Consider the following 22,434-nt stretch of genomic DNA (forward strand, 5'->3'; position numbering starts at 1 on the left):
GGCCCGTTGACAGGTCGTCAGCTGACGGCGACGACCAGCTTGCCGAGGGTGCCGCGCGTGAAGTCCGTCAGCGCGAGCGGCGCCTCTTCGAGCGAGTACACCCGCTGCACCGTCACACCGGTGACGCCGTCGACATGGTTGCGGGCGATGCGCTCGAGCGTCGCACCGGTGGACTGCGCGAAAATCGGGACGATCTGGACGTCGTCGAGCTGCAGCTGCGACGGGTCCATCACGAGAGTGGAGACCAGCACCCCGCCGGGCTTCAGCACCGCGCCGAGCTCCACCGGGTCACCCGCGAAGTGCAGCACAGCGTCGACCCCGTCCGGGTGCGCCGCGCGCACCTGCTCGACGATGTCCCCGGCGTAGTCGATCGTGCTCGCGGCGCCGAGTGCGCTGACCTTGGCGCGACCCTCGTCCGAGCCCGCCGTCGCGATGACCTTCGCGCCGGCACCGGCGGCGAGCTGCACGGCCTGCTGACCGACGCCACCCGTGGCGCCCGCGACGAGCACGGTGTGCCCCTCGCCGCTACCCGACGCGTCGAACGCGTCCACCGCAGCGGTGCCCGCGAGCCCGAGGGCCGCGGCCTCCTCGTAGGTGACACCGTCCGGGATGCGCGCGACGCCGACCGCGACCGGAACGGTGACGTACTCGCCGAACGAGCCGTCCCCGAGGTCGGGCTTGTTCACGACGCCGAACACCTTGTCGCCGACCGCGAACTCGGTGACACCCTCGCCGAGCGCCTCGACGTCGCCGGCGAAGTCCTTGCCCAGCACCACCGGGAACCGGTGCTCCATGACCCCCCGCAGGTATCCGTTCGCGACCGCGACGTCGAAACCGTTCACCGATGCGGCCTTCACGCGCACGCGCACCTCGCCGGGCCCCGGAACGGGAACCTCGACGTCCGCGAGAACCGGCTGCTCGCCGAACGCCTTGAGCACCACTGCCTTCATGTCTGTCCTGCCTTCTCCGCTGTGCGGCACTAGAAGCGGAGCGCTCGCTCCACATCACATGCTAACGCAACAACTGGAGGATCTATTCCGCTTGGTAGCATGTTCGTCGTGGACCCCAAATCGACCGCCGCGCCCAAGCCTTTGCGCGCGGACGCCGAACGCAACCGGCGGGCCATCATCGACGCCGCCGAGCGCGTCTTCGCCACCGAGGGGACGTCCGTCACGCTGGAACACGTCGCCGACGTCGCCGGCGTCGGTGTCGGAACGATCTACCGCCGATTCGCGTCACTGGCGGATCTCGTCACCGTGGTGATGGAGGCCAAGATCTCGCGGTACGCCGACCGGAGCGAAGAAGCGGCCGCGCAAGCGATCAGCCAACCGTGGCAGGCCTTCGAAGGGCACGTCATGTTCATGCTCGAGCAGCAGGCGACCGATCTCGCCTTCAGCGAACTCATCCTCAGCCCGCGCGGGGCGACCTCTCTCTTCCGCAGCGAGATCGGGCGTGCGCTGGACGCGAGCATCGTCCTCGTCGAGCGCGTGAAGACCGCGGGCATGCTCCGACCCGCCTTCGACCACAGCGATCTGTACATGCTGCTGAACGCCAACGCGGGAGTCGTCCGCGGCATGGGCGCGACCGCCCCGAGCACCTGGCGGCGCTTCGGCGACTACATGCTGCAGGCGTTCCGCCACGACGGCGAGCGACCCCTCACTCCCCCGTCCCCGCAGTGGACACGCGCGAGCGCGGCCCGGGCTGCCGCGCACCCAACTTTCGATCGCGACTGACCCAGGGCCCGCCGCCCGACTGCCGAGGCCAGGCACCCTTCACACGCGCTGACCACTGTGCGCTTGGTCGGCCGCCGGTCCTGCGGAGCGCGGGTGCCGCACGATCGAGGTGGCAAGCATGCGCGCGGCGCGCGTGATTGTCGAGTCCGACAGACCGCCCCCAGCGCGCCACGCACAGTTCACGATGCGAGCCGGCGCCCCCGGCAACGGCAACTCCCGAGTCCGCCCGTCCTCACGATGCGGGGCGACGACCGTGGCCGGCAGCAACGCGAGGCCGCGCCCGTGCGCGACGAGTTCGGCGAGAGTATCCAATCCGTCGAACTCCCATCGCACGCGAGGGCTCAGTCCCTCACGCGCAAGCCACGCATCGGCGAACTCCCGCGAAAAGCTCCCCTCCGTCGCCGAGAGGAACGGCATCGTTGCGAGGGCCTCACTTACCAGAGCGACCGCGGACTCATCCCGAGGCGCATCTCCAGCCCCCCGCGGCGCGGCCAGAACGAGGGAGTCCTCGAAACACCGCTCGACCTCCAACCGGCTGTCGAGCCCGGCGGACCGCGTTCCCCAGTCATCGACGACCGCGATGTCGACAGTCGCCTCGACCAGAGCTCGTTGCGCCTGCGGCGTGGACGACTGCACCAGCACGACGTCGAGCAGCGGCTCACGCGCGCGCATGCCCGCGACAGCGGCCGCGACGGTCCCGGCCAACGAGGGGATCGCGGCCACCACGATCCTCCCGCTCAGCCGCCCCACGGCGGCGGTGGCGCGAGAGCGCGCCACCTCGAGCGCGCCGATGACGTCACCGGCCGAAGCCAGGAACTCCAGCCCGGCGGCATTCAGCCGCGCACTCTTCGGCCCGCGGTCGATGAGCGGCACCCCAACCTCGCGTTCGAGCGCAGACAACTGCTGCGATACCCCTGACGCGGTGTAACCCAGCGCGAGCGCCGCGCCGGCGATCGATCCCTGCTCTTCCAAGGCACGCAGTGCCACGACGCCTCGCAGATCATGCATGACTCGAGCTTATGGTAAGCGTCACGAATGCGCGCTTTTCTGTTGGCCTCACGCGTCATAGCGTCGAACCCATGACGATCTCGATCACGCCCGCACTGTCGTCGAAGCGCCCCATGCAGTTCGCGCGACCGGCACCCACCCTGGGGATCCTCGGCGGCATGGGCCCGCTGGCGGGCGCTGAGTTCTTCCACCGTCTGAGCGCGGCGTTCCCGGCTTCGTCCGACCAGCAGCATCCGGTCGTCCATCTCCTGTCGAATCCCCGGATCATGTCGCGATCGAGCGCGGTGCTCTCCGAGGACCAGGGTCACCACGAGGCCGTCGAAGGCGAGATCCGCGCGGGTGTCGAGGCGCTGATCAGCCTGGGCGCCGACGTCATCGCCGTCCCCTGCAACACGGCGCACCACTTCATCGACCGCTTCCACGACGACGTGTTCGCCGCCCACCCCGGCCATGTCGCTCGCAGGCACACGAACGATCGACCGCCCGCTGTCCTCGCGCACATCGTCGACGCCACCATCGACCGTCTCGCGCGATCTGGGCACGCAGCCGGGTGGCTGCTGGCCACGCGGGGGACCGTCTGCTCGCAGATCTACACAGCCCGTGCCACGGCCCGCGCGATCGACCTGAGACTTCCCGACGAACGGGTGCAGGATGCCGTGGACCGCTGTATCGCCGCGGTAAAGGCGGGACGAACCGACGAAGCGGCCTCGCTCGCCGCCGACGTCGCCGAGTCGCTGACCGGGCTCGCCGATTTCCCTCTAATTGCCGCGTGCACCGAACTGCCGATCGCGTTCGCCGCCGGAGGCACCCCTATCCCCCACATATCCAGCATCGACGCGCTCGTCGATCACACGATCTCGCTCCTCCAGCGTGGGCGAGAGGGGATCGACGAGCGCGCGCCCGTTGCTCAGCGCGACGCGGCCAAAGACCTCCTGCGCGAGGCAGACTGAGCAGCCGCGCTTCGACGTCAGGCGCTGTGGTGGGAGAACAGGTCGTTGTCTTCGCTGTAGCGGTCGGCCCGGAGCGCCCTCAGCGTCGACATGTCATCGTCAGAGATCACGAAGTCGACCTGCGAATTGCTGAGCATGTGCGCGGGATTGGCGGTCTTCGGCAGGGACACCGTCCCAAGCTGCAGGGTGTAACGGATGCAGAGCTGCGGGACCGTCACCCCGTAGCGGCCTGCCATCGCCGTGACCTCGCCGTTGCTCAGCATCTCGCCGTGCGCGATCGGCGAGTATGCCTCCACCTGGATGCCCCGGGCTCGGCAGTATTCGATGAGCTCGCTCGGGGTGTTGCCCGGATGCGCGAGGACCTGGTTCACCTGCGGAGCGACCCGTGCGCCCGAGAGGATGTTCTCGATGTCGGCGGGGAGGAAGTTCGACACCCCTATGGCGCGGATCCGGCCCGCCTCGTAGGCGTCCTCCAGCGCAGCCCACGCCTGACGGTTGCCGTCGGAGTAGTCCCCGCCGCGGAAGTCGTCCCACGGCTGCGGGCCGTGGATGAGCATGAGGTCGACATACCCGATGTCGAGTGTCGCGAGGGACCCCTCGATCGCGGCCGCCGCCCCGGCGCGGTCCTTGATCTCCGCGGCGAGCTTGGTCGTGACGAACAGCTGCTCTCGCGGGACCCCACTTGTGCGCACGCCCTCGCCGAGCCCGCGTTCATTCCCATACGCCTGCGCGGAGTCGATTCCGCGGTAGCCAATCCGCACGGCCGCGCGCACCGCCTCTGCCACGGATGCGTCGCTGATCTGCCAGGTGCCTAAGCCGAGCCGGGGAATCGCCACCCCGTTGGCGAGGGTGTATGTCTCATCCAGGATCATCGTTGAGCTCACTTCTGTCGGTCTTCTTCAAGCACGGAGCGACCCGTGTCGAGCGAAGGATCGTGTCTGCGTTTCACGATAGGAGCGCGTCGCTCCGGCTGGGGCGTCCTGACGGGGCCCCTCATGCCGTCCGGGGTTTCTGGCGTGCTTACGCGCGTGCTCCTGATGCGCGGTCCGCCCGCGTGCGGAATCCGTGCGTGCGCGCGAAGAGGACCACCACCAGGGAGACGACCGCGAGGACCGCCGCGGTCCACGGCAGCGACTGCGGCCCCCAGCCGGTCAAGACGAGGCCCCCTGCGATGCCGCCAGCAGCCATACCGACGTTCCAGGTCACCACCGACAGCGACTGCGCGACATCCCCCGCGCGGCCGGCCGCTTCGGCGAGCGCCGTCTGCACCAGCGTCGCGACACCGCCGAACGCGAGCCCCCACGAGCCGGCCGCGACGAACACCAGAGCCGCGTGCTCCTCGACGACCGCGAGCATCGTCATGGCGACCGCGAACAGTGCGGCGCTCGCGACCATCAGGATCCGCAGGTGCCCATCGATGAGTGCCCCGGTGACCCAGATACTCAGTAGCGACGCCGCTCCGAACACGAGGAGCACGACGTCGATGCGGTCGCCCAGACTCACCGCAGAGAGATAGGGGGCGATGTAGCTGTAGACGATGTTGTGCGCGGCTACCAGGGCCAGGATCACCGCAAGGATCGCTGCGACCCCGGGCAGGCGAAGAGTACGGGAGATCGAGGGGCGGTCGCCGCGGCCAGTGCCGGGGAAGGCCGGTACGGCCGCCAGAATCCACCCGATGAGCCCGAAAGCGATGACCGTGAGCGCCGCGAACGCGAGCCGCCATCCGACAAGACCCGCAAGGAAGGTTCCGGCCGGAACGCCGATGGACAGGGCGACGGGGGGGTGCCGGCCATCGCGATAGCCATCGCCCGTCCCCGCTGGCCGGGTGCGACCATCCGGCGGGCGTAGCCGGCGAGCAGCGCCCACACGAGACCCGCGACGACACCGGCCCCGAAACGCGCGACCATCGTGAGGAGGTAGTCGGTCGACAGCGCGGTGACGAGGTTGGTCAGCGCGAATCCGGCCACGGCGGTGAGCAGCAGCCGGCGCCTCGGCCACCCGATGGTCGCCATCGTGAGCGGGATCGCCGCCGCGGCTGAGCCGATGGCGTAGACCGTGACGGTCTGGCCGGCGGCGGACGGCGTGACACCCAGGTCGGCACTCATAGCGGGCAGGATGCCGGCGGGCATCGCCTCGGTCATCACGGTCACGAACCCCGCGGTCGCCAGCGCCAACAGCCCTGCCCATGGCAACCGGGCCTGCTCAATCACCTATAGCTCGTCCGCTTCGTTTCGGGTCCCGGCGCACCGCCGCCCGCAATCGAGCGCCGCCTGAACCGGGGTTCACGGCGTGGGCTCGTCGACTTTCGCCGGCTGTCCGTCGAGCGAGACCTCATGTCGACTCCTCGCCCAAGCGGGAAGGAGAGCCAGGCGATCCGCGTCGGGGGTTCCCGGCCCCGCGCTATAGGTGACGATGGACAACCCGTCCTCGCCGGGCAGCTGCCACCCGTCGAACGCGACCTGGATCGCCCCGACTCCAGGGTGATTGAACGTCTTGACGCCACTCCGATGCTCGTGCACGTCGTGCGCCGCCCAGTCTTGACGGAAGTGCGCGCTACGGGTCGACAACTCTCCGATCAGCGCGGTGAGCTCTTCGTCGAGCGGGTTGCGCCCGACCTCCAGGCGAAGCATCGCCGCCGTCATCCGACGTGCTTGGGCCCAATCGGCGTAGAACGTTTGCGCCCGGGGGTCCAGGAACGTCGTGCGGGCAATGTTCGGGCGAGTATCCGTGTCGAAGTGGATGACGTACAGCGCGCGTCCGGCTTCGTTTGCGGCGACGATGTCGTGTGGCGCGTTGTAGACGACCGCAGGCAGAGCCAAGCTGTCCAGCACTCGCTGGACGGACTCTCTCACCGCGCGAGGCTGGCGCACTTGCGCGACGGACAGGCCCGATGCCCCGGCACGCCGAGCAAGGTCGAAGAGGTGCTCCTGTTCAAGGTCGTTCAGCAGCAACGCCCTGGCGATGGCGTTCAGAACGCTCTCGGAGGCGCTCCGGATGTTGCCTCGTTCGAGGCGCGTGTAGTAGTCCACGCTCACCCCGGCCAGCATGGCCACTTCCTCGCGCCGCAACCCCGGCACGCGGCGATCCCCACCCACATCCGCCAATCCGACCTCACCCGGGGTGACCTGAGCGCGCCGGGTGATCAGGAACTCGCGAACATCGTCCTTCACCGTCATATTCCACAGCGTATGCACGTTCGACCCTGCGATGGGAGGCTCTGGCGTGCCACCCCAGATCGATCGGGTGTCCGGTGGCTTTGCCCAGCCTCCCACCGCGACATGCCTGCTGCGGTCACGACCGCGGTCGCGTCACACCACCCACGGTGCTATCGGTGGTGCGCAGGCATGTCGTCGCGGGTCCCGAGAGGCGCGGCGCGCGCCATAGCCCGCGACAGTGCCTCGTCATCCGGCGGGGGCGGCAACAGCTTCACGTCGACCCCCGGGGCCGCGAACCCTCGAATCAGGTGAGCGAGGAGCCGCCGCCAGGCATCCGGGGCCGCGGTCGCGGTCGCACTCACGACCCCCGCGTTGGCGAACAACACCAGGATCAGGTCCTGGGAGACGAAGTCGGCACGGAGCGCACCCGTTCCGCGCGCCCGCTCGATGATCGCCAAGAACCCCTCGTACGCCTCCCGGCGCCGCTCCTCGAACGATTCCGCGCCGGGGAACGTCGTGATCATGACATCCGCGAAGCCGCGATCTGTCGCCTGCATTCCGCAGACCATCGTGATGTAGTCGACGAATCCCTGCCACGCGTCCGATTCGCCGAGCGCGACGCGCGTCGCGCTCAGATACGCATCCATCTTCTCGGTGAACACCGCCTCGATGAGCTCGGACGTCGTGCTGAAGTGGCGGAACACGGTCGCCTTCCCCAGCCCCGCCGCGCGCGCGATCGCCGCCATCGGGACCCCGAGCCCTCCCGCCGCGTAGAGGTCGCGAGCCGCAGCGAGGATGCGCTGCCGATTCCGCTGCGCATCCGCGCGCTGCATCGGCGCGTCGGCATCGGTGGGAGGACTGCCGAAATCTGGCGCGGACATGAACTCATCGTACTAAACGAAACCCCCGTTTCGTTTGTGCTAGCGTCGGCGACAGAGAAGCGGACCGACCGTTTCATTTATTGGAGGATGTCATGTCGACAATCGCCATCGTCGGCGCGGGCGAGGGCCTCGGGCTCGCCATCGCCCAGACCTTCGGCGCGCACGGGTTCGACGTCGCGCTGATCGCACGCAGCCCCGAGAAGCTCGCCACGCTGGTCGAGCGACTGAGCGAGGACGGCATCACCGCCGCCGCCTTCCCCGCGGACGTCCGCGACCGCGGAGGTCTCGCCCAGGCGCTGAAAGATGCAGCGGCACGCTTCGGCGGCATCGATGTACTGGAGTACTCCCCCGTGTCCAAGGGCGGCGGCGGAGGCCTCGCCTCGCCCGCCCAGGCGACGCCCGAGGACTTCCAGCGGGAGATCGACTCCCAGCTGCTCGGCGCCGTCGCGGCGACGCAGGCCGTCCTCCCCGCGATGCGCGAGGCCGGCGCCGGAACGCTGCTCTTCACAACGGGAGCCGGGTCGGTGCGCCCGGTCCCGATGCTCGGGAACGTCAATGCGGCGGCGGCAGCCCTGCGCAACTGGGCGATCAACCTGAACCAGGAGCTCACCGACACCGGCATCTATGCCGCCCACGTCGCCATCGATGTCTCCATCGACGTCGCGGTAATCCCCGGCATCCCGGTCGCTCCCGCGTCATCGATCGCCGCGGCGTACTGGGACCTGCACGTCGCCCGCGACGAGAGCGAGTTCATCTACTCCGCGGGGTGAGGCACATTCGGGAAAGGCGGCTCCACCGCAGGTCGGGGGAGCCGCCTCATCTCACCGTCGTCTCGCTGGTCGATCCATTTTGCCGAGCGCGGAGCATCCAAGGATGCGCGACGTGCCGACGCTCATTGACCGACCGCGGCGAGGTGCGTTCGGGCGTGAGGACCGGAGCGGATTCATCGCGGCACCCCGGTCTACGCGGCCGAGAGCCCCGCGTCGACATTGACCGTGATCCCCGTGATGCCGGATGCCTCGTCCGAACACAGCCACAGGAACGAGTCGGCGATCTCGGACGGCTTGAGCATCCGCCCCATCGGCTGAATCCCGGCGACGAACGCCTTCTGCTCCTCCGGGGTGAGGTGCGCCTCGACCGCCGGCGTCAGCGTCATGCCAGGCGCGACCGCGTTGACGCGGATACCGCGATCGGCGTACATCAGGGCCGCGTACCGCGTGAGCTGGATGACGCTGGCCTTCGCCGCGGCGTACGCCACCGACGACGTGAGAGTGGGACGAACGCCGGCCATGGACGCCGTGTTGCCGATGACGCCGCTCCCCTGCGCCAGCATCTGCGCGATCTGCGCACGCATGCCGTAGAACGTCGATTCGGATGACAGCGCGAAGGTCGCCCGCCACGCCGCCGGGTCGAGGTCCTCGAGGGGGCCGCCGGATGTGTCACCCCGGCCGGGACCACCGACGTTATTGATCGCGACGTCCAGCCGTCCCCACTCATTCACGACGTCCGCAACGATTCGCGTCGCGTCGTCGGGATCGGTCGCGTCCGCGCGCCCAAAGCGAACGTCGTGACCGCCCGCACGCAGCTCAGCCTCCAACGACTGACCCACCTCGTTCGAGATATCGGTGAACATCACCCGCGCGCCCTCGCGCACCATCCCGTCGAGGATCGCTCTCCCGATCCCCGATGCTCCGCCCGTCACCAGGACGACCTTGTTCTCGTACCGCATTCAGACTCCTGTGTGCTCATTTGGCGCGCCGCATTGCGCAATCCGGAACAGACTACCCGAAAATCTGTCAGATTCTGTCATAATTGAGATCGAGGAGGACGAACGTGGGAAGACGCGAGGATCGACGCGTGGAATTGCCTCTCCACCTGTCACACACGGCTATGGCGCTGTTCACCGCGCACGGGTTTGCGGAGGTGCGCGTGGAGGACATCGCGTCCACCGCAGGAGTGTCCGTGCGCACCTTCCACCGCTACTTCCCCACGAAGCAGGATGCGGTATTGCCCGCTCTGGACGCACTGTGGGACGAATTCCTCGCGCGCCTGACAGCCGCGTCAGGCGCGGCCTCGCTCGACCAAGCCCTCCTCGAGAGCTTCCTGCGCACGCGCTCGAGTGCCCTCGCTGGACGCCAGCTCGCGTTGTTTCGGGCAATGGCCGACTCTCCGCACCTGCAGACAGTGCGACTACGGATGTACGCCCGCTTCGAGAGCCAATTGCGGGCCGCCCTTGCGTCCATCGTCGACAGCGACATCGACGACCCCGACGTCGCCCTGTTCGCTGCCGTGATCACCGCTGCTGCCCGGCTGGTCTCCGACTCCACCCTCGCCGGAAACGAAGCCCCCGACGAAGCGACGAAACGACTCTTCAGCGCGGCATTGCGGCTTGCGCCGCAGTCGTCGCAAAGTCACAACTGATAGCTAAGCCGACTCGCCGCGCGCAAGATGCCCCAATCGGCGAAGACGAACTCGCGGGCGCCACGGGAAGCGCCCACAACAGCGGCGCAGGGCGGGAAGGCCAGTCGCCGGACCGAACCACCCGGGTTGCCGTGGATCCGATCCTCCCTCGGCACGTCCAGTGGGCTCTCTATTCGCGGGCCCGGAGCGGGAGTTTCATGGGCCCGGATGAGCATCGATGTCGTGCGATCCAACCGGTGTGCGGATGACCCAACTTTATCAATCAGCTGATCGAGCTTCCGTACGCTAGCGCGTGCGGGGCGACCGAGGAGGGAGCGAGCATCGTTCGCACACCCTTCCGCATCGCCCCTTGCTATGCGCGACGGAGGTCAGGTGAATCCGCCTCGCGCGATCGCTGAGACAGCTTCATCCAGAGCGTTCGCAAGCGGAATCTGGTGCGATTCAGCGAAGCGATGAGCCGTCGACAATGCGGCAAAGGCAGCGGCCACGACCGCTGCCAACTGCAGCGAAGTCGCCCCCGACCCGCGCTCGGCTTCGCGGCGTTCGAGCTCGATTGCGATCAGGCGCTGCGCGCGCTCCATGCGTTCGAGATAGCCCGCGCGGAGCGCCTCTGAGTTTTGGATGAGTCGGTTCACTTCGAGCGCCGAGCGACGCGAGTCTTCGTCGGCCATGTATGTCACGACCGGGTCGAACATCCGTCGGAGCGCAACCCAAGGCTGCTCGTCAAGCGGTCGCTGAGCCAGTGCAGCGGCGAAGTCCTCCCCCTGTTTGTCGAACTTGCCCAGGATGAGCGCTTCCTTGCTTCCGAAGTAGCGAAAGAAGCTGCGCTTGGACATCCCGGCGGCGGCAGCGATCTCCTCGACCGTCACCGCGTCGAAGCCGCGCTCGACGAACAGCGCCTGGCCGGCCGCGAGCAGCTCGGCCTGAACGGCCCGACGCGTTCGCTCGCGCAGCGTGGCGCCCATCCCCGGTTCCGTCATGCCTCCATGCTATACACTGGGGTTCGAAAGTGACACTCGGTGTCATATGTGGCGCCAAGTGTAAAAGACGTGAGGAGTAGCAATGAGCAAGACCTGGTTCATCACCGGCGCCGGCCGGGGATTCGGCAAGCAGTTCGCGTCAGCGGCTCTCAGGCGCGGCGACAAGGTGGCCGCGACCGCCCGCAACCTCGACACCCTGCAAGACCTTGTGGATGGGTACGGAGGCGCCGTGCTCCCGCTGCAGCTGGACGTCACCGATCGTGCGGGCGTGGATGCCGCGGTCGCGGCCGCTGTGGCCAAGTTCGGGCGGCTGGACGTCGTTGTCAACAATGCGGGCTACGGCCTGTTCGGCGCGGTCGAGGAGATCAGCGACCAGGAGCTGCGCGACCAGCTCGAGGTCAACCTGTTCGGCGTCCTCCACGTCACCCAGGCGGTCCTTCCGACTCTGCGCGCGCAGGGCTCCGGCCACATCATCCAGATCTCCACGATCGGCGGCATCGGCGCGTTCCCGAACCTTGGCGGCTACCACGCCTCGAAGTGGGCGCTCGAAGGGCTCAGCGAATCGCTCGCCCAGGAGGTCGCCGGATTTGGAATCAAGGTCACGCTCGTCGAACCGGGCTCGTACGCCACGGACTGGGCCGGCAGTAGCGCCGCACACGCGACGCCGATGCCGGCGTATGACCCGCTGCGCCAGGCGATGGCGGAGCGTATGAAGGCGAGCTCCGGGCAGATGACGGGCGACCCTGCAGCGGCCGGCCCCGCCTTGCTGAAGATCGTCGATGCTGAGCAGCCTCCGCTGCGCGTCCTGTTCGGCACGGTCCCCACGCAGATCGCTCCCCACCTCTACCAGCAGCGACTCGAGACCTGGGAGCAGTGGAAGTCTGTCTCCATCGAGGCGAACGGAAACTGAGACGAACTCGGGGAGGGGCGGCGATGGGCTGTTCCTCCCCGGCCCGCACCGGATAGGCAGCAGGATGGAATGGTCGCTCGTGATCCGCTCGACAACCTGAGCGAAAACGAGATACCCGCCCTCACGAGCCTCCTTCTCAAGCGCGCCGATGGCCCTCCGGCCTCACACGCCGCGCGATCGGCGCGCAGACATGAAAAAGGCCCCGGGAAACCCGGGGCCTTTTTCACTGGAGCCACCTGTCGGAATCGAACCGACGACCTATTCATTACGAGTGAATCGCTCTGCCGACTGAGCTAAGGTGGCGTCTCGCGCCGCGCGAGCGGCACGAGAGACAATATTACCCATTCGCCCGCCCGCGCGCGAATCCGACCCGCACCCCGGGCGTGCCGCGGGATCCGCCCGTCAGCACGTCGCGCCGTCGGCGGGCACCTCGCCGTCGATAAGGTAGGCCTCGACGGCGGCATCGACACAGTCGCTGCCCGCCTTGTACGCCGTGTGCCCCTCGCCCTCGTAGGTGAGCAGCGTCCCGCTCTCGAGCTGATCGGCGAGCGAGACGGCCCATTCGTAGGGGGTCGCGGGGTCGCCCGTCGTCCCGACCACGAGGATCGGGGCGGCGCCGGCGGCGTGGATCTCGCCGCGCTCGCCCGTCGGCTCGTACGGCCAGAACGCGCACACGTCGGCGCCCAGCATGTACTGCCACGTCACGGGAGCCTGCTCGGAAAGGATCCGCTCGTCCTCCGCCGACGTATCCTCCGACTCGGTCGGGTAGTCCATGCAGTTGTAGGCCGTGAACGCCTCGGTCGAGTTCGTCGGATATGCGCCTTCCTCGCGGCCGTTGTAGAAGTCCGCGAGGAACATCGCCATCGTGGCGTCGCCCTGGAGCGCGCCCGCGAGGGCCTCGGTCAAATACGGCCAGTTCTGCTCGCTGTAGAGCGCGGCCACGACCGCGGTCATGAGCGCATCGCCGCCGAGCTCGCGGCCGTCCGCGGCCACGAGCGGCGCGCGGTCGACCGACGCGAGGAGCGCGGCCACATCGTCCATCGCCTGATCCACGGATCCGCGGAACGGGCACGACGCGCCCTCGAGGCAGCTCGCGAGGTAGGTGCGGAACGACTCCTCGAACGCGATGACCTGCGTGCGCCCGACCTCGCTGCCCGACACGGACGGGTCGATGGCCCCGTCGAGCACGAGGCGCCCGACGTTCTGGGGGAACAGCTCGGCGTAGGTCGCGCCCAGGAACGTCCCATACGAGTACCCAAGGTAGTTCAGCTGCGCGTCGCCCAGGACGGCGCGCAGGAGGTCCATGTCGCGCGCCGCCTGCTCGGTCGTGACGAACTCGAGCACCTCGCCGGAGTTCTCGGCGCACGCGTCCGCGAACGCCTCCGCCTTCTCGTCGAGCGCGGCCTCCCATTCCTCGGAGCCTCGCTCCCCCGCCGGGATGTCATAGAGGTAGGCGTCCATCTCGGCGTCGTCGAGGCACGACACCGGTGTGGATCGCGAGACGCCGCGCGGGTCGAACCCCACGACGTCGTAGGTGGCCAGGAGGTCCTCCCCGATCCCGTCATACTCGAGGGAGCTGTAGAGGAGATCGATGCCCGAGGATCCAGGCCCGCCCGGGTTGATCAGGAGGGAGCCCGCGGGATTCGCGGGGCGGTCGGCCGGACGCGCGATCCGCAGCTCGATCTCGCCCGCGCCGGGGTCCGCCCAGTCCCGCGGCGCCGTCACCGTGGCGCACTCAACCTCGACGCTCGTCTGCGGATCCTCGCACGCCTCCCACGCGAGCGACTGCTCGTAGAACGGCAGGAGGTCGGCTGGCACGCCGTCGGTGGCGGGGGCGGTCGTCTCCTCGCCGGCGCCCGGCACGAGGTCCGGAAGGGGGTTCGCGCACCCCGCGAGCAGGACGACGGTCGCGGACGCCGCGGCCACGAGGCTGAGGGCGCGCCGGGCGCGGGTGAGTGAGGTCACGGCTTCCTTCCGCTGACGACGGTCACGAGCAGGCTTTCGAGCGCGAGCGCGGGCTGGACGTTGCGCTCGAGCGCGGCGCGCGTCTCGGCGATGTGGTCGAGGATCGTGAGGGCGCGGCGGGGGCGCCAGGCCTGGGCGACCTGCCGGATGTCGTCGGCGAGCTCACGGTTGATCATGCCCTCCTCGCGGCCGAGCTGGGCCAGCGCGATGTCGCGAAACAGCGACTGCATGTCGGTGAGCACGCGGTCGAGCCCGTCGCGCACCCCCCGCTTCGCGCGACGCTCCTGCTCGTCCTTGAGCGCGTTCAGCTGCGACCGCACGGCGGGCGGGACCTTCGCGCCGTCGGGCACCCCGACCGTGCGCAGCAGGGCCTGGCGCTCCGCCTCGTCGCGCTCGGCGTTCAGCGCCTTCGCGTCGTCGGTGGCGGCCTGCACGATGCGCCCGGCGATCTGCACGACGTCGCCGATCGCGCGCACCCGGAGGACGTCGCGCAGGGTCTGGTCGCGCCGGACACGCGAAGGCTCGTCGGTCGCGAGGCGCTGCGCCATTCCGATGTGGCGCTGGGCGTGGCGCGCGGATTGCTCCGCGACGGCGGCGTCGACACCCGTGCGCTCGGTGATGAGGCGCGCGACGTCGTCGACCTCGAGTTCGCGCAGCCGCAGCGAGCGCACGCGCGAGCGGATCGTCGGCAGCAGGTCGGCCTCGCTCGGCGCGCACAGCACCCACACGGTGTGCTCGGGCGGCTCCTCGAGCGCCTTCAGGAGCACGTTCGAGGTGCGCTCGGTCATGCGGTCGGCGTCCTCCACCACGATCACGCGGTATCGCCCCACCGAGGGCGCGTAATAGGACCGCTCGACGATGTCGCGCGCCTGCTTGATCGTGATGATCACGCCCTCCGTGCGCAGCCGCGTGAGGTCGGGGTGCGTCCCCGCGAGGACCTGGCGCATCGTCGCATCGTCGCCCGGGCCGTCCGCGATGAGCGCGGCCGCGAACGCGAGCGCCAGCGTGGACCGCCCGGACCCGGGAGGGCCCGTCACGAGCCAGCCGTGCGCCAGCTGGGCGGGATCGGCGGCCGCGCGCTGGAGCGTCTCGACGGCGTCGCGCTGCCCCAGCACGTCGCCCCACGGGAGCGCGGCGGCGGAAGTCAGGGTCATGCGTTCAGCCTACGGGGAGCCGCCGACAACGAGCCGGGGCCTCACACGAGCGGCGCGACGCGGGCACGGATCCGCTCGGCGATCCGCTCCGGATCCTCCGATGCGTCCACGACGAGGAAGCGATCGGCCTCGGCCGCGGCCAGCTCCAGGAACGCCTCCCGCACGCGCCCGTGGAACTCGGCCGCCTCGGCCTCCAGACGGTCGAACGGCTTGTCGTCGGCGTCGAGCCGCCGCCGCGCCGCGGCCGGGTCGAGATCGAGCAGCACGGTGAGGTCGGGAAGCGCGCCGCCCGTCGCCCACAGCGACAGGTCGCGCACCTCCCCCATCCCGAGCACCCGCCCGGCGCCCTGATAGGCCACGGACGAGTCGAGGTACCGGTCCTGCAGCACGACCTCGCCGCGCGCGAGGGCGGGCAGCACGCGCGTGGCGACGTGGTGCGCACGGTCGGCCGCGTACAGCAGCGCCTCCGCGCGCGGGGCGATGTCCCCGCGGTGGTGCAGGACGAGCTCCCGGATCCGCTCGCCCACCTCGGTGCCGCCCGGCTCGCGCGTGCGCACGACCGCGCGGCCGCGGGCGGCGAGCCACTCCTCCAGCAGGCGCGCCTGGGTCGTCTTGCCCACACCGTCGCCGCCCTCGAAGGTGATCCACGGCGCGCGGCGGGCCGCGGGATCCATCACTCCCCCGCGGCCTCGCGCGCGGCCTTGTTCCGCGCCCGCGTCGCGGCCGCCTTCTTGGCGGCCTCCGAGCGCGCCGCCGAGACCTCCTTGCCGGCGGCGTTCGTCTTCTTCGCGGGCGCCTTCTTCGCGGGCGCCTTCTTGGCCGCGGCCCCGCGCTTCTTCGCCGGGCCCTTGGCGCGCTTGTCCGCGAGCAGCTGCACGGCGCGCTCGAAGTCGACGTCGGTCGCCGTCTCCCCGCGCGGGATCGTCGCGTTGGTCTCCCCATCCGTGACGTACGCGCCGAAGCGCCCGTCCCGGATCCGGATCGCCTTCCCGCTCGTCGGGTCTTCCTTCTCGAACTCCTTCAGGGAGCTCGCCGCGCGCCGCGCGCCGTACTTCGGCTTCGCGTAGACCTCGAGGGCCTCGTCGAGGGTGATATCGAAGATCTGCTGCTCGGCCTCCAGCGACCGCGAGTCGCTGCCCTTCTTCAGGTAGGGGCCGTAGCGGCCGTTCTGCGCCGTGATCTCCTCGCCGGAGGCGGGATCCGTCCCGACGGTGCGCGGCAGGGCGAGCAGCGCGAGCGCCGTGTCGAGGTCGATCGTCTCGGGCGACATGCTCTTGAACAGCGACGCGCGCCGGGGCTTGGGCGCCGCGGCCTTCTTCGTCGCCTTCGCGGGCGCCTCGGCAACCTCGCCCGTCGCCGGGTCGACCTCGCCCGGTTCCTCAGGCTCGCTCTCCTCGAGGTAGGGACCGAAGCGGCCGTCCTTGACGACGACGACCTTGCCGTTGTCGGGGTTCTCCCCGAGCACGCGGTTGCCGGCGACGGGCTGGTCGATGAGCTCCTGCACCTTCTCGGGCGTGAGCTCGTCGGGCGCCAGCTCCTCGGGCACGTTGATCCGGCGCGGATCCGCCTCCGGCGCATCGGGATCGACGACCTCGAGGTAGGGGCCGTACTTGCCGAATCGCAGGGTCGCGCGTTCCGTGAGGGGAGTCGCGTTCAGCTCGCGGGCGTCGATCTCGCCGAGGTTCTCGACGATCGTCCGGAGGCCGGGGTGCTCGCCACCGCCGAAGTAGAACGACTTCAGCCAGTCGGAGCGGTCCGCCTCGCCGCGGGCGATCCGGTCGAGGTCCTCCTCGAGCTCCGCCGTGAAGTCGTAATCGACGAGGTCGCCGAAGTGGCGCTCCAGGAGGCGGATCACGCTGAACGCGAGCCAGGTCGGCACGAGGGCTTGCCCGCGCTTGACGACGTATCCGCGGTCGAGGATGACTCCGATGATGCTCGCGAACGTCGAGGGACGGCCGATGCCGCGCTCCTCCAGCGCCTTGACGAGGCTCGCCTCCGTGTAGCGCGGCTTGGGCGAGGTCTGGTGGCCCTTCGCCTCCGCATCCGACAGCTGGACGGCGTCGCCGACCGCGACCTGCGGGAGCTGCTGGTTCTGGTCTTCCTCCGACGCGTGGCGCTTCTCGTCCGCGCCCTCCTCGTAGGCCTCGAGGAAGCCCTTGAAGGTGTACACCGTGCCGGAGGCCGTGAACTCCAGCGCGCGCTCGTCCGCGTCGGCCGCGAGCGTGATCGTCGTGGTTTCGAGCTTCGCGTCGCTCATCTGGCTCGCGATCGTGCGCGTCCAGATCAGGTCGTACATCCGCTGCTCGTCGCGGCCGAGCTGGCCGACGACCTCCTTCGGCGTGCGGAAGGTGTCGCCCGAGGGGCGGATCGCCTCGTGCGCCTCCTGTGCGTTCTTCGACTTCGACGGGTACACGCGCGGCTTGGCCGGGATCGCGGCGTCGCCGTACAGCGCGACGGCCTGCGACCGCGCGGCCTGCACGGCCTGCGCGCTGAGGTTCGTCGAGTCGGTACGCATATAGGTGATGTAGCCGCGCTCATAGAGGCTCTGCGCGACGGACATCGCCACCTTCGCGGTCATCCCGAGCTTGCGCCCGGCCTCCTGCTGCAGCGTGGAGGTCGTGAACGGCGCCGACGGACGCCGCGTGCCGGGCTTCGCCTCGACCTTCGTCACCGCCGCGGATCCGGCCCGCTCGATCGCGGTCGCGAGGCGCGTCGCCTGCTGCTCGTCGAGGACGACGACGGCCTTGGTCAGCTCGCCCTTGTCGTTGAAGTCGCGCCCCGAGCCCAGCGGGGAGCCGTCGATCCGGGCCAGGCGGATCCCGAATCCGGTCTGCTCGCGCGTGGCGCGCGCCGAGATCGACCAGTAGCTCGCGGAGACGAACGCCATGCGCTCGCGCTCGCGGTCGACGACCATGCGCGTGGCCGCAGACTGCACACGGCCGGCGCTGAGCGCCTGGCCCGAGGCGCCGGATCCGACCTTGCGCCAGAGCACGGGCGAGACGTCCCAACCGTACAGGCGGTCCAGCACGCGACGCGTCTCCTGCGCGTCGACGAGCGAGGTGTCGAGTTCGCGCGTGGACTCGACTGCCTTGCGGATGGCGTCCTTCGTGATCTCGTGGAACACCATGCGCTTGACCGGGACCTTGGGCTTCAGCGTCTCGAGGAGGTGCCACGCGATGGCCTCGCCCTCGCGGTCACCATCGGTCGCGAGCACGAGCTCGCTCGCCCCCTTGAGCGCGCGCTTGAGCTCGCTCACCGTCTTCGTCTTACGGTCGCTCACGACGTAGTACGGGGTGAAGCCGTGCTCGATGTCGATCGAATAGCGACCGTACGCGGCGCGATCCTTCTCGGGGATGTCGCGCTTGTCGGCGAGGTCGCGGATGTGCCCGACCGAGCTCAGTACCTCGTAGTCGTCTCCGAGATAACCCTGGATAGAGCGCATCTTGGTGGGCGACTCGACGATGACGAGTTTCTTGCCATCTGCCAAAGGGGGCGTCCTTTCTTCGATGCACACCATACACACCGGGCACTGTGCGCCGGCGTCGACCGTCGGACGCGGGTCTCTAGCCGCGCGCGGCGCGCCGCGGCCAGCGCACGCGGGGGCGCCGGGGCGCGGCGGGGAGAACCGCGCGCCCCGCGGACGCGGTCGCCTCGCCCCGCGCGATCGCCCGCGCGAGCCGGAGCCGCCCCGTCGCGGCGACCCGCGCCGCGACGGAGGCGTCGTCGTCCGGCTCTCCGGCCAACGCGCGGGCGAGGGCGCGGGCGACGCGCGAGTCCAGGTCGCGCCGAGCCTCGCTCGTGGCGAGGTGGGCGTCGGCGGCGGCGACCACGTCTGCCCGGGTGCTCCGCGGATCCGCGCACGCCTCGAGCAGCTCCGTGAGCTCCCGGGGCTGCCGGGCGACGAGGAGCGTCGCACGGAGAAGCGCCTGCGCCGCGGGATCCGGCGCCTCCCACCCCGCGCGCATCGTGAGGTCATCGAGCGCGCGGCGCGAGGCGCGTCGCAGCTCGACGTAGTCGGCGGAGTCGGCGGCGGGCGCGGTCGCCGGAACGGCCGACCACATATCCGAGGGGAAGGCGGCCTCGAGCGCGTCGAGATCGACCTCGGCGGCGGGGACGGGCCCCAGGCGGATCGCTTCGTCGACCGTCTGCGCGAAGGCCACGTCCGCGCGCCCCGTGCCGGCGTAGTAGTCGACGTATTTAAAGGCGTGCTCGGCGCGCGGCACAACGGCGCGGGACGGGACGCCGTAGGCGTCGGCCAGAATGAGCGCGTGGAGCGAGCTCGCCACGACGAACTCGGCGCCGGCGATCCGCGGCGCGATCTCGAACGGATCCCCCAGCGGGCTGAGCACGCCCTCGTCGCCGAACCGGTCGGCCTCGTTGAGATTCGGCACGACCACGACGCCGGCGGACGCCACGGGTCGCACGTCCGGGAACAGGCGCGGAAACAGCAGCGCGGGATCGCCGTAGACCGGGGGCGCCGCGACGCCGAACCCGAGAAGGACCGCGCGCGTCAGCGGACCGCGCACCGCGCGGACGTCGAGCGGGTAGTGCAGGCGCTGGCGCACCTTGCCGTTGATGCCGGCTCCCCACACGACATCCCCGCCGCGGGCGAACTGGAGCACGCTGCCGACGGAGAGGAGCCTGCCGGGCCGCGTCGCCACCGCGTCGCCCGAGAGCGCCGCCACGATGGCCGGGCCGATCTCGTCGCCGAAGTTCGCGGGCCCGCCCGCGCCGTCCGGCACCCACCGCGGGACGCGGACACCACGGATCTCGTCGTCGGTAAAACTCACGCGCGTCACCCTCACACTTCGTCGACTCCGCGCCCCGAGCGCGACAGCTCCAGTCTCGCACGCCGTGCGCGGCACCCAGATCGACCCACTACGCTCGGCGCGGACCCTGGAATCGGCGAGAAGGAGCCCCGTGCTCGGATTCACTCAGCTCGCGCGGCGTCGAGACGCCGCGTTCGTCGGCGCGGTGCGCCGCATCGCGGATCGCCACGACCACGTCGGCGTGTTCAATCCGAGCCTGGGGCGCGTCGGGGAAACGACGCTTCTGGCCTATCGGGCGATCCCGCGCGGCGAGCGCGCCATCCGCGCGTACCTCGCGACCTGGACGACGGATCCGATAGCCCACGAGCTCACCGACCTCACGCTCTTTGGCGAGGAACTCGGGCTGCCGCGCGTGGCGGATCCGAAGATCGTCACGGGAGCAGACGCTGCATACGTCACCTTCAACACGGGGTTCTCGAAGAAGGTCAACAACGACATCTTTTTGCTGCCCGTGTACCCCCACGTCGGCCGCCCGCAGCGCCTCGTCGCGGATTTCGATCGGCAGCGCGTCGAGAAGAACTGGGCGTTCGTGCTGGCCGAGGACCGGGAGCCCTTCGCGATCTACCAGCTGGCGCCGTACCGGGAGCTGCGCATCTCGCGCGGCCGACTCGGAGACGGGGCGGACCTCACGGTGTCCCTGCGGGAGCCCGCCTCGACGGTCACGAACGCCGAGGGGCTCACGATCGGGACCCAGCCGGTCGCTGTCGATGGCGCCCTGCGGCTCATGGCCCACGAGAAGTGGGTCGTGCGCGGCAAGCGCGCCTATTTCGGCCGCGCCGTCCGCATCGATGGCGCGGGGACGGACGATGTGCGGGTGGCCGCGTCGCGGCCGCGCGTCGTGCACCGGTGGCGCGAGGCGCTGCCGCACGAGCCCGTGCACAACCCGAACCTGCTGTCCGCGACGTACTTCTCGGGGCTGCTGCGCGACGGCGACGACCTGCTGCTCGGGTACGGCATCAACGACACGGACTTCTCGATCGCGCGCACGCCCCTCGGCACGGCGGATCGCGCGTGAACGCTCCCGTCTTCGTCGTGGGCGGACAGCGCTCGGGCACCACGCTCCTCGCGAGCCTGATTGCGGCGCACCCCGACCTCGAATCCGGCCCCGAGGCGAAGGTGTTCGAGAAGGTCTCCGCGAGCGAACGCGCGGCCTGCGTCGCGGATCCCGCCTGGCCCCGTCGCGCCGTCTCGGCGCTTCTGACGGTGCGCCTGTCCGGGGAGCGGGTCACCGATCTCTTCGGCCTCGACCAGGCCGCCCTCACGGCGTACCTCGCGAATCGGCCCCCATCCGAGGGCGCCCTGCTCGCCGCGATGTTCGAAGCGGGCGACCGCCTCGCGCCGGGTCAGCGCTGGGTCGAGAAGACCCCGAACCACATCGAACACGTCGCCGCGCTTCAGCGGGAGTTTCCCGACGCGCGCTTCGTGCGGATCCTGCGGGATCCGCGCGACGTCGCCGCCTCGCTCGCGAAGGTGCCGTGGGGAAGCCCCTCCCCGCTCGCGAACGCGTGGGCCTGGCGCGAGCAGGTTCGCCGGACGGCCACGCCGCTCGCGGCGCTGGCGGGCGCGCTCCTCACCGTGCGCTACGAGGACCTGCTGAGCGAGCCGGAGGCGGTCATGCGGCGCGTGGCCGCGCACATCGGCGTCGCCTTCACGCCGGAGATGCTGGATCCCGAGCGCGGATCCGCCGCCGTGACGACGGCCGCGGAGACCTGGAAGGCGAAGAACGCCTCGAGCCTCGACCCCGCGCGGGCGTTCGCCTGGCGCGCCAAGCCCGGCGCGCACGCGCGGGCGATCGGTGTCCTCTGCGCCGACGAGCTCCGCGACTTCGCGTATCCGGACGTCCCACGCGTTCGCGCCCGCGCGGCCGCGCTGATCGCTCGCAAGGAGGTCGCGGCAGCGATGGAGGACGCGCTGCTCGCCGCGGGGGACGACGGCGTGCGCGTCGAACGCGCCGGGCGCCGGCACGATGGCACCCTCCTCGTGCCCCGGCCCGGTGCGCTGCGGCGCGCCGGCCTGCCCGACCAGGCGCGCGCCGCGGCGGCAGTCCGGCGCGATCGGCGCGCGGCGGGCCTGTCGACCCGGGCCCTCACCGCGCGCGCCGTGCGCCGGGCGCGCTGAGCCGCGCCTCACGAAGGCGGCGGGCCGGCCCGGGCCGCCGCGCGCACGGGGAACCGCCCGAACGCGCCCTCGGCGACGACCGTGACGGTCATGCCTTCGAGCCCGCACGAGGCGACCACCGCGCCCTGGGCCGCGGCGACGCGCGCCGCCCGCTCGCATGGCTCCCCCGTCGCGTAGCCGGCAGCGGCGTCCGCGGCGGCGAGGGCCGCCGCGTCGGCGACCCCGCTCACGCGCTGCGCCTCGGCGGCGGCCGCGCCGACGCCGGCGACGCCCACGGCGAGACCCGCCGCGACACAGACCGCGGCCGCCGCCGCGATCGACGCGCCCACG

General features: G+C 70.4%; 21 protein-coding genes, 1 tRNA gene and 1 pseudogene. 7 read left to right on the top strand and 16 right to left on the bottom strand.

All coding sequences use genetic code 11. From position 1 onward, the window contains the following. Positions 1-17: 17 nt before the first annotated feature. On the bottom strand, positions 18-950 hold the full coding sequence (locus G8E01_RS10130) for an NADP-dependent oxidoreductase (protein ID WP_166319286.1): 933 nt from the start codon (positions 948-950) through the stop codon (positions 18-20). 108 nt (positions 951-1,058) lie between these two features. Between G8E01_RS10130 and G8E01_RS10135 the strand changes: the two genes are divergently transcribed. Beyond that, positions 1,059-1,733, top strand: a complete 675-nt coding sequence (locus G8E01_RS10135) for a TetR family transcriptional regulator (protein WP_166319288.1) — start codon at positions 1,059-1,061, stop codon at positions 1,731-1,733. A gap of 39 nt (positions 1,734-1,772) precedes the next feature. Here the strand turns inward: G8E01_RS10135 and G8E01_RS10140 are convergent, their stop codons facing one another. Beyond that, a complete protein-coding gene (locus G8E01_RS10140; protein WP_166319290.1) occupies positions 1,773-2,741 on the bottom strand; it encodes a LysR family transcriptional regulator in 969 nt (322 codons plus the stop codon). A 71-nt stretch (positions 2,742-2,812) separates the two neighbouring features. On the opposite strand from G8E01_RS10140, the gene G8E01_RS10145 reads away from it, so the two are divergent. Next, positions 2,813-3,691 (top strand): aspartate/glutamate racemase family protein, encoded by an 879-nt coding sequence (locus G8E01_RS10145; RefSeq protein WP_166319292.1) that lies wholly within the window; start codon positions 2,813-2,815, stop codon positions 3,689-3,691. A 17-nt stretch (positions 3,692-3,708) separates the two neighbouring features. Here the strand turns inward: G8E01_RS10145 and G8E01_RS10150 are convergent, their stop codons facing one another. From G8E01_RS10150 to G8E01_RS10165, 5 genes and pseudogenes are all read right to left on the bottom strand, one after another. Continuing rightward, positions 3,709-4,563, bottom strand: a complete 855-nt coding sequence (locus tag G8E01_RS10150) for an aldo/keto reductase (protein ID WP_166319294.1) — start codon at positions 4,561-4,563, stop codon at positions 3,709-3,711. Positions 4,564-4,711: 148 nt separating this feature from the next. Then, the gene (locus G8E01_RS13070; protein ID WP_338100794.1) at positions 4,712-5,557 is read right to left on the bottom strand and encodes an MFS transporter; all 846 of its coding nucleotides are present in this window, start codon (positions 5,555-5,557) and stop codon (positions 4,712-4,714) included. Next, positions 5,533-5,832: pseudogene (locus G8E01_RS13075) on the bottom strand (MFS transporter); the annotation flags it as partial. The gene G8E01_RS13070 and the pseudogene G8E01_RS13075, both read right to left, overlap by 25 nt. 141 nt (positions 5,833-5,973) lie before the next feature. Further along, entirely contained in the window at positions 5,974-6,867 is an 894-nt protein-coding gene (locus G8E01_RS10160) for a helix-turn-helix domain-containing protein (protein WP_166319296.1), read from the bottom strand. 149 nt (positions 6,868-7,016) lie between these two features. Next, complete coding sequence (locus tag G8E01_RS10165; RefSeq protein WP_166319298.1) at positions 7,017-7,727, bottom strand: TetR/AcrR family transcriptional regulator; 711 nt, start codon at positions 7,725-7,727, stop codon at positions 7,017-7,019. Between the two features lie 92 nt (positions 7,728-7,819). Here G8E01_RS10165 and G8E01_RS10170 point away from each other — a divergent pair, with 92 nt between their 5' ends. Beyond that, positions 7,820-8,497, top strand: coding sequence for an SDR family NAD(P)-dependent oxidoreductase (locus G8E01_RS10170; protein ID WP_166319303.1), 678 nt, complete (start codon positions 7,820-7,822; stop codon positions 8,495-8,497). 191 nt (positions 8,498-8,688) lie between these two features. On the opposite strand, the gene G8E01_RS10175 is transcribed toward G8E01_RS10170, so the two are convergent. Continuing rightward, positions 8,689-9,456, bottom strand: a complete 768-nt coding sequence (locus G8E01_RS10175; protein ID WP_166319305.1) for an SDR family NAD(P)-dependent oxidoreductase — start codon at positions 9,454-9,456, stop codon at positions 8,689-8,691. A gap of 128 nt (positions 9,457-9,584) precedes the next feature. Here G8E01_RS10175 and G8E01_RS10180 point away from each other — a divergent pair, with 128 nt between their 5' ends. Further along, positions 9,585-10,148: a TetR family transcriptional regulator gene (locus G8E01_RS10180; RefSeq protein ID WP_166319307.1), complete on the top strand. Its 564-nt coding sequence runs from the start codon at positions 9,585-9,587 to the stop codon at positions 10,146-10,148. 368 nt (positions 10,149-10,516) lie between these two features. Here G8E01_RS10180 and G8E01_RS10185 read toward each other — a convergent pair whose 3' ends face one another. Further along, entirely contained in the window at positions 10,517-11,128 is a 612-nt protein-coding gene (locus G8E01_RS10185) for a TetR family transcriptional regulator (RefSeq protein WP_166319309.1), read from the bottom strand. An 82-nt stretch (positions 11,129-11,210) separates the two neighbouring features. Here G8E01_RS10185 and G8E01_RS10190 point away from each other — a divergent pair, with 82 nt between their 5' ends. Further along, positions 11,211-12,038 (top strand): SDR family oxidoreductase, encoded by an 828-nt coding sequence (locus tag G8E01_RS10190; RefSeq protein ID WP_166319311.1) that lies wholly within the window; start codon positions 11,211-11,213, stop codon positions 12,036-12,038. Between the two features lie 227 nt (positions 12,039-12,265). Here the strand turns inward: G8E01_RS10190 and G8E01_RS10195 are convergent. From G8E01_RS10195 to G8E01_RS10220, 6 genes are all read right to left on the bottom strand, one after another. Beyond that, a tRNA-Thr gene (locus G8E01_RS10195) sits at positions 12,266-12,341 on the bottom strand. Between the two features lie 99 nt (positions 12,342-12,440). Continuing rightward, the gene (locus G8E01_RS10200; protein WP_166319313.1) at positions 12,441-14,003 is read right to left on the bottom strand and encodes an alpha/beta fold hydrolase; all 1,563 of its coding nucleotides are present in this window, start codon (positions 14,001-14,003) and stop codon (positions 12,441-12,443) included. Beyond that, positions 14,000-15,157, bottom strand: a complete 1,158-nt coding sequence (locus tag G8E01_RS10205) for a DNA polymerase III subunit delta' (RefSeq protein ID WP_166319315.1) — start codon at positions 15,155-15,157, stop codon at positions 14,000-14,002. The genes G8E01_RS10200 and G8E01_RS10205 overlap by 4 nt, the downstream gene beginning before the upstream one ends. A gap of 41 nt (positions 15,158-15,198) precedes the next feature. Next, positions 15,199-15,831 carry a dTMP kinase gene (gene tmk / locus G8E01_RS10210; RefSeq protein ID WP_166319317.1) on the bottom strand — a complete coding sequence of 211 codons (633 nt, stop codon included), beginning with the start codon at positions 15,829-15,831 and terminating at the stop codon, positions 15,199-15,201. Beyond that, on the bottom strand, positions 15,831-18,644 hold the full coding sequence (gene topA / locus G8E01_RS10215) for a type I DNA topoisomerase (protein ID WP_205827271.1): 2,814 nt from the start codon (positions 18,642-18,644) through the stop codon (positions 15,831-15,833). The genes tmk and topA overlap by 1 nt, the downstream gene beginning before the upstream one ends. A gap of 76 nt (positions 18,645-18,720) precedes the next feature. Next, positions 18,721-19,947, bottom strand: a complete 1,227-nt coding sequence (locus G8E01_RS10220) for a polysaccharide pyruvyl transferase family protein (RefSeq protein WP_166319321.1) — start codon at positions 19,945-19,947, stop codon at positions 18,721-18,723. 130 nt (positions 19,948-20,077) lie between these two features. Here G8E01_RS10220 and G8E01_RS13080 point away from each other — a divergent pair, with 130 nt between their 5' ends. Together G8E01_RS13080 and G8E01_RS10230 are read left to right on the top strand one after the other, a co-directional pair. After that, positions 20,078-21,001 carry a hypothetical protein gene (locus tag G8E01_RS13080; RefSeq protein ID WP_166319323.1) on the top strand — a complete coding sequence of 308 codons (924 nt, stop codon included), beginning with the start codon at positions 20,078-20,080 and terminating at the stop codon, positions 20,999-21,001. Further along, positions 20,998-22,104, top strand: coding sequence for a sulfotransferase (locus G8E01_RS10230; protein WP_166319325.1), 1,107 nt, complete (start codon positions 20,998-21,000; stop codon positions 22,102-22,104). Before G8E01_RS13080 ends, G8E01_RS10230 begins: the two co-directional genes overlap by 4 nt. A gap of 8 nt (positions 22,105-22,112) precedes the next feature. On the opposite strand, the gene G8E01_RS10235 is transcribed toward G8E01_RS10230, so the two are convergent. Continuing rightward, positions 22,113-22,433, bottom strand: a complete 321-nt coding sequence (locus G8E01_RS10235; protein WP_166319327.1) for a helicase — start codon at positions 22,431-22,433, stop codon at positions 22,113-22,115. Between the last annotated feature and the right edge of the window lies 1 nt (position 22,434).

Source organism: Microbacterium excoecariae (assembly GCF_011326725.1).
Classification (GTDB): Bacteria; Actinomycetota; Actinomycetes; order Actinomycetales; family Microbacteriaceae; genus Microbacterium; species Microbacterium excoecariae.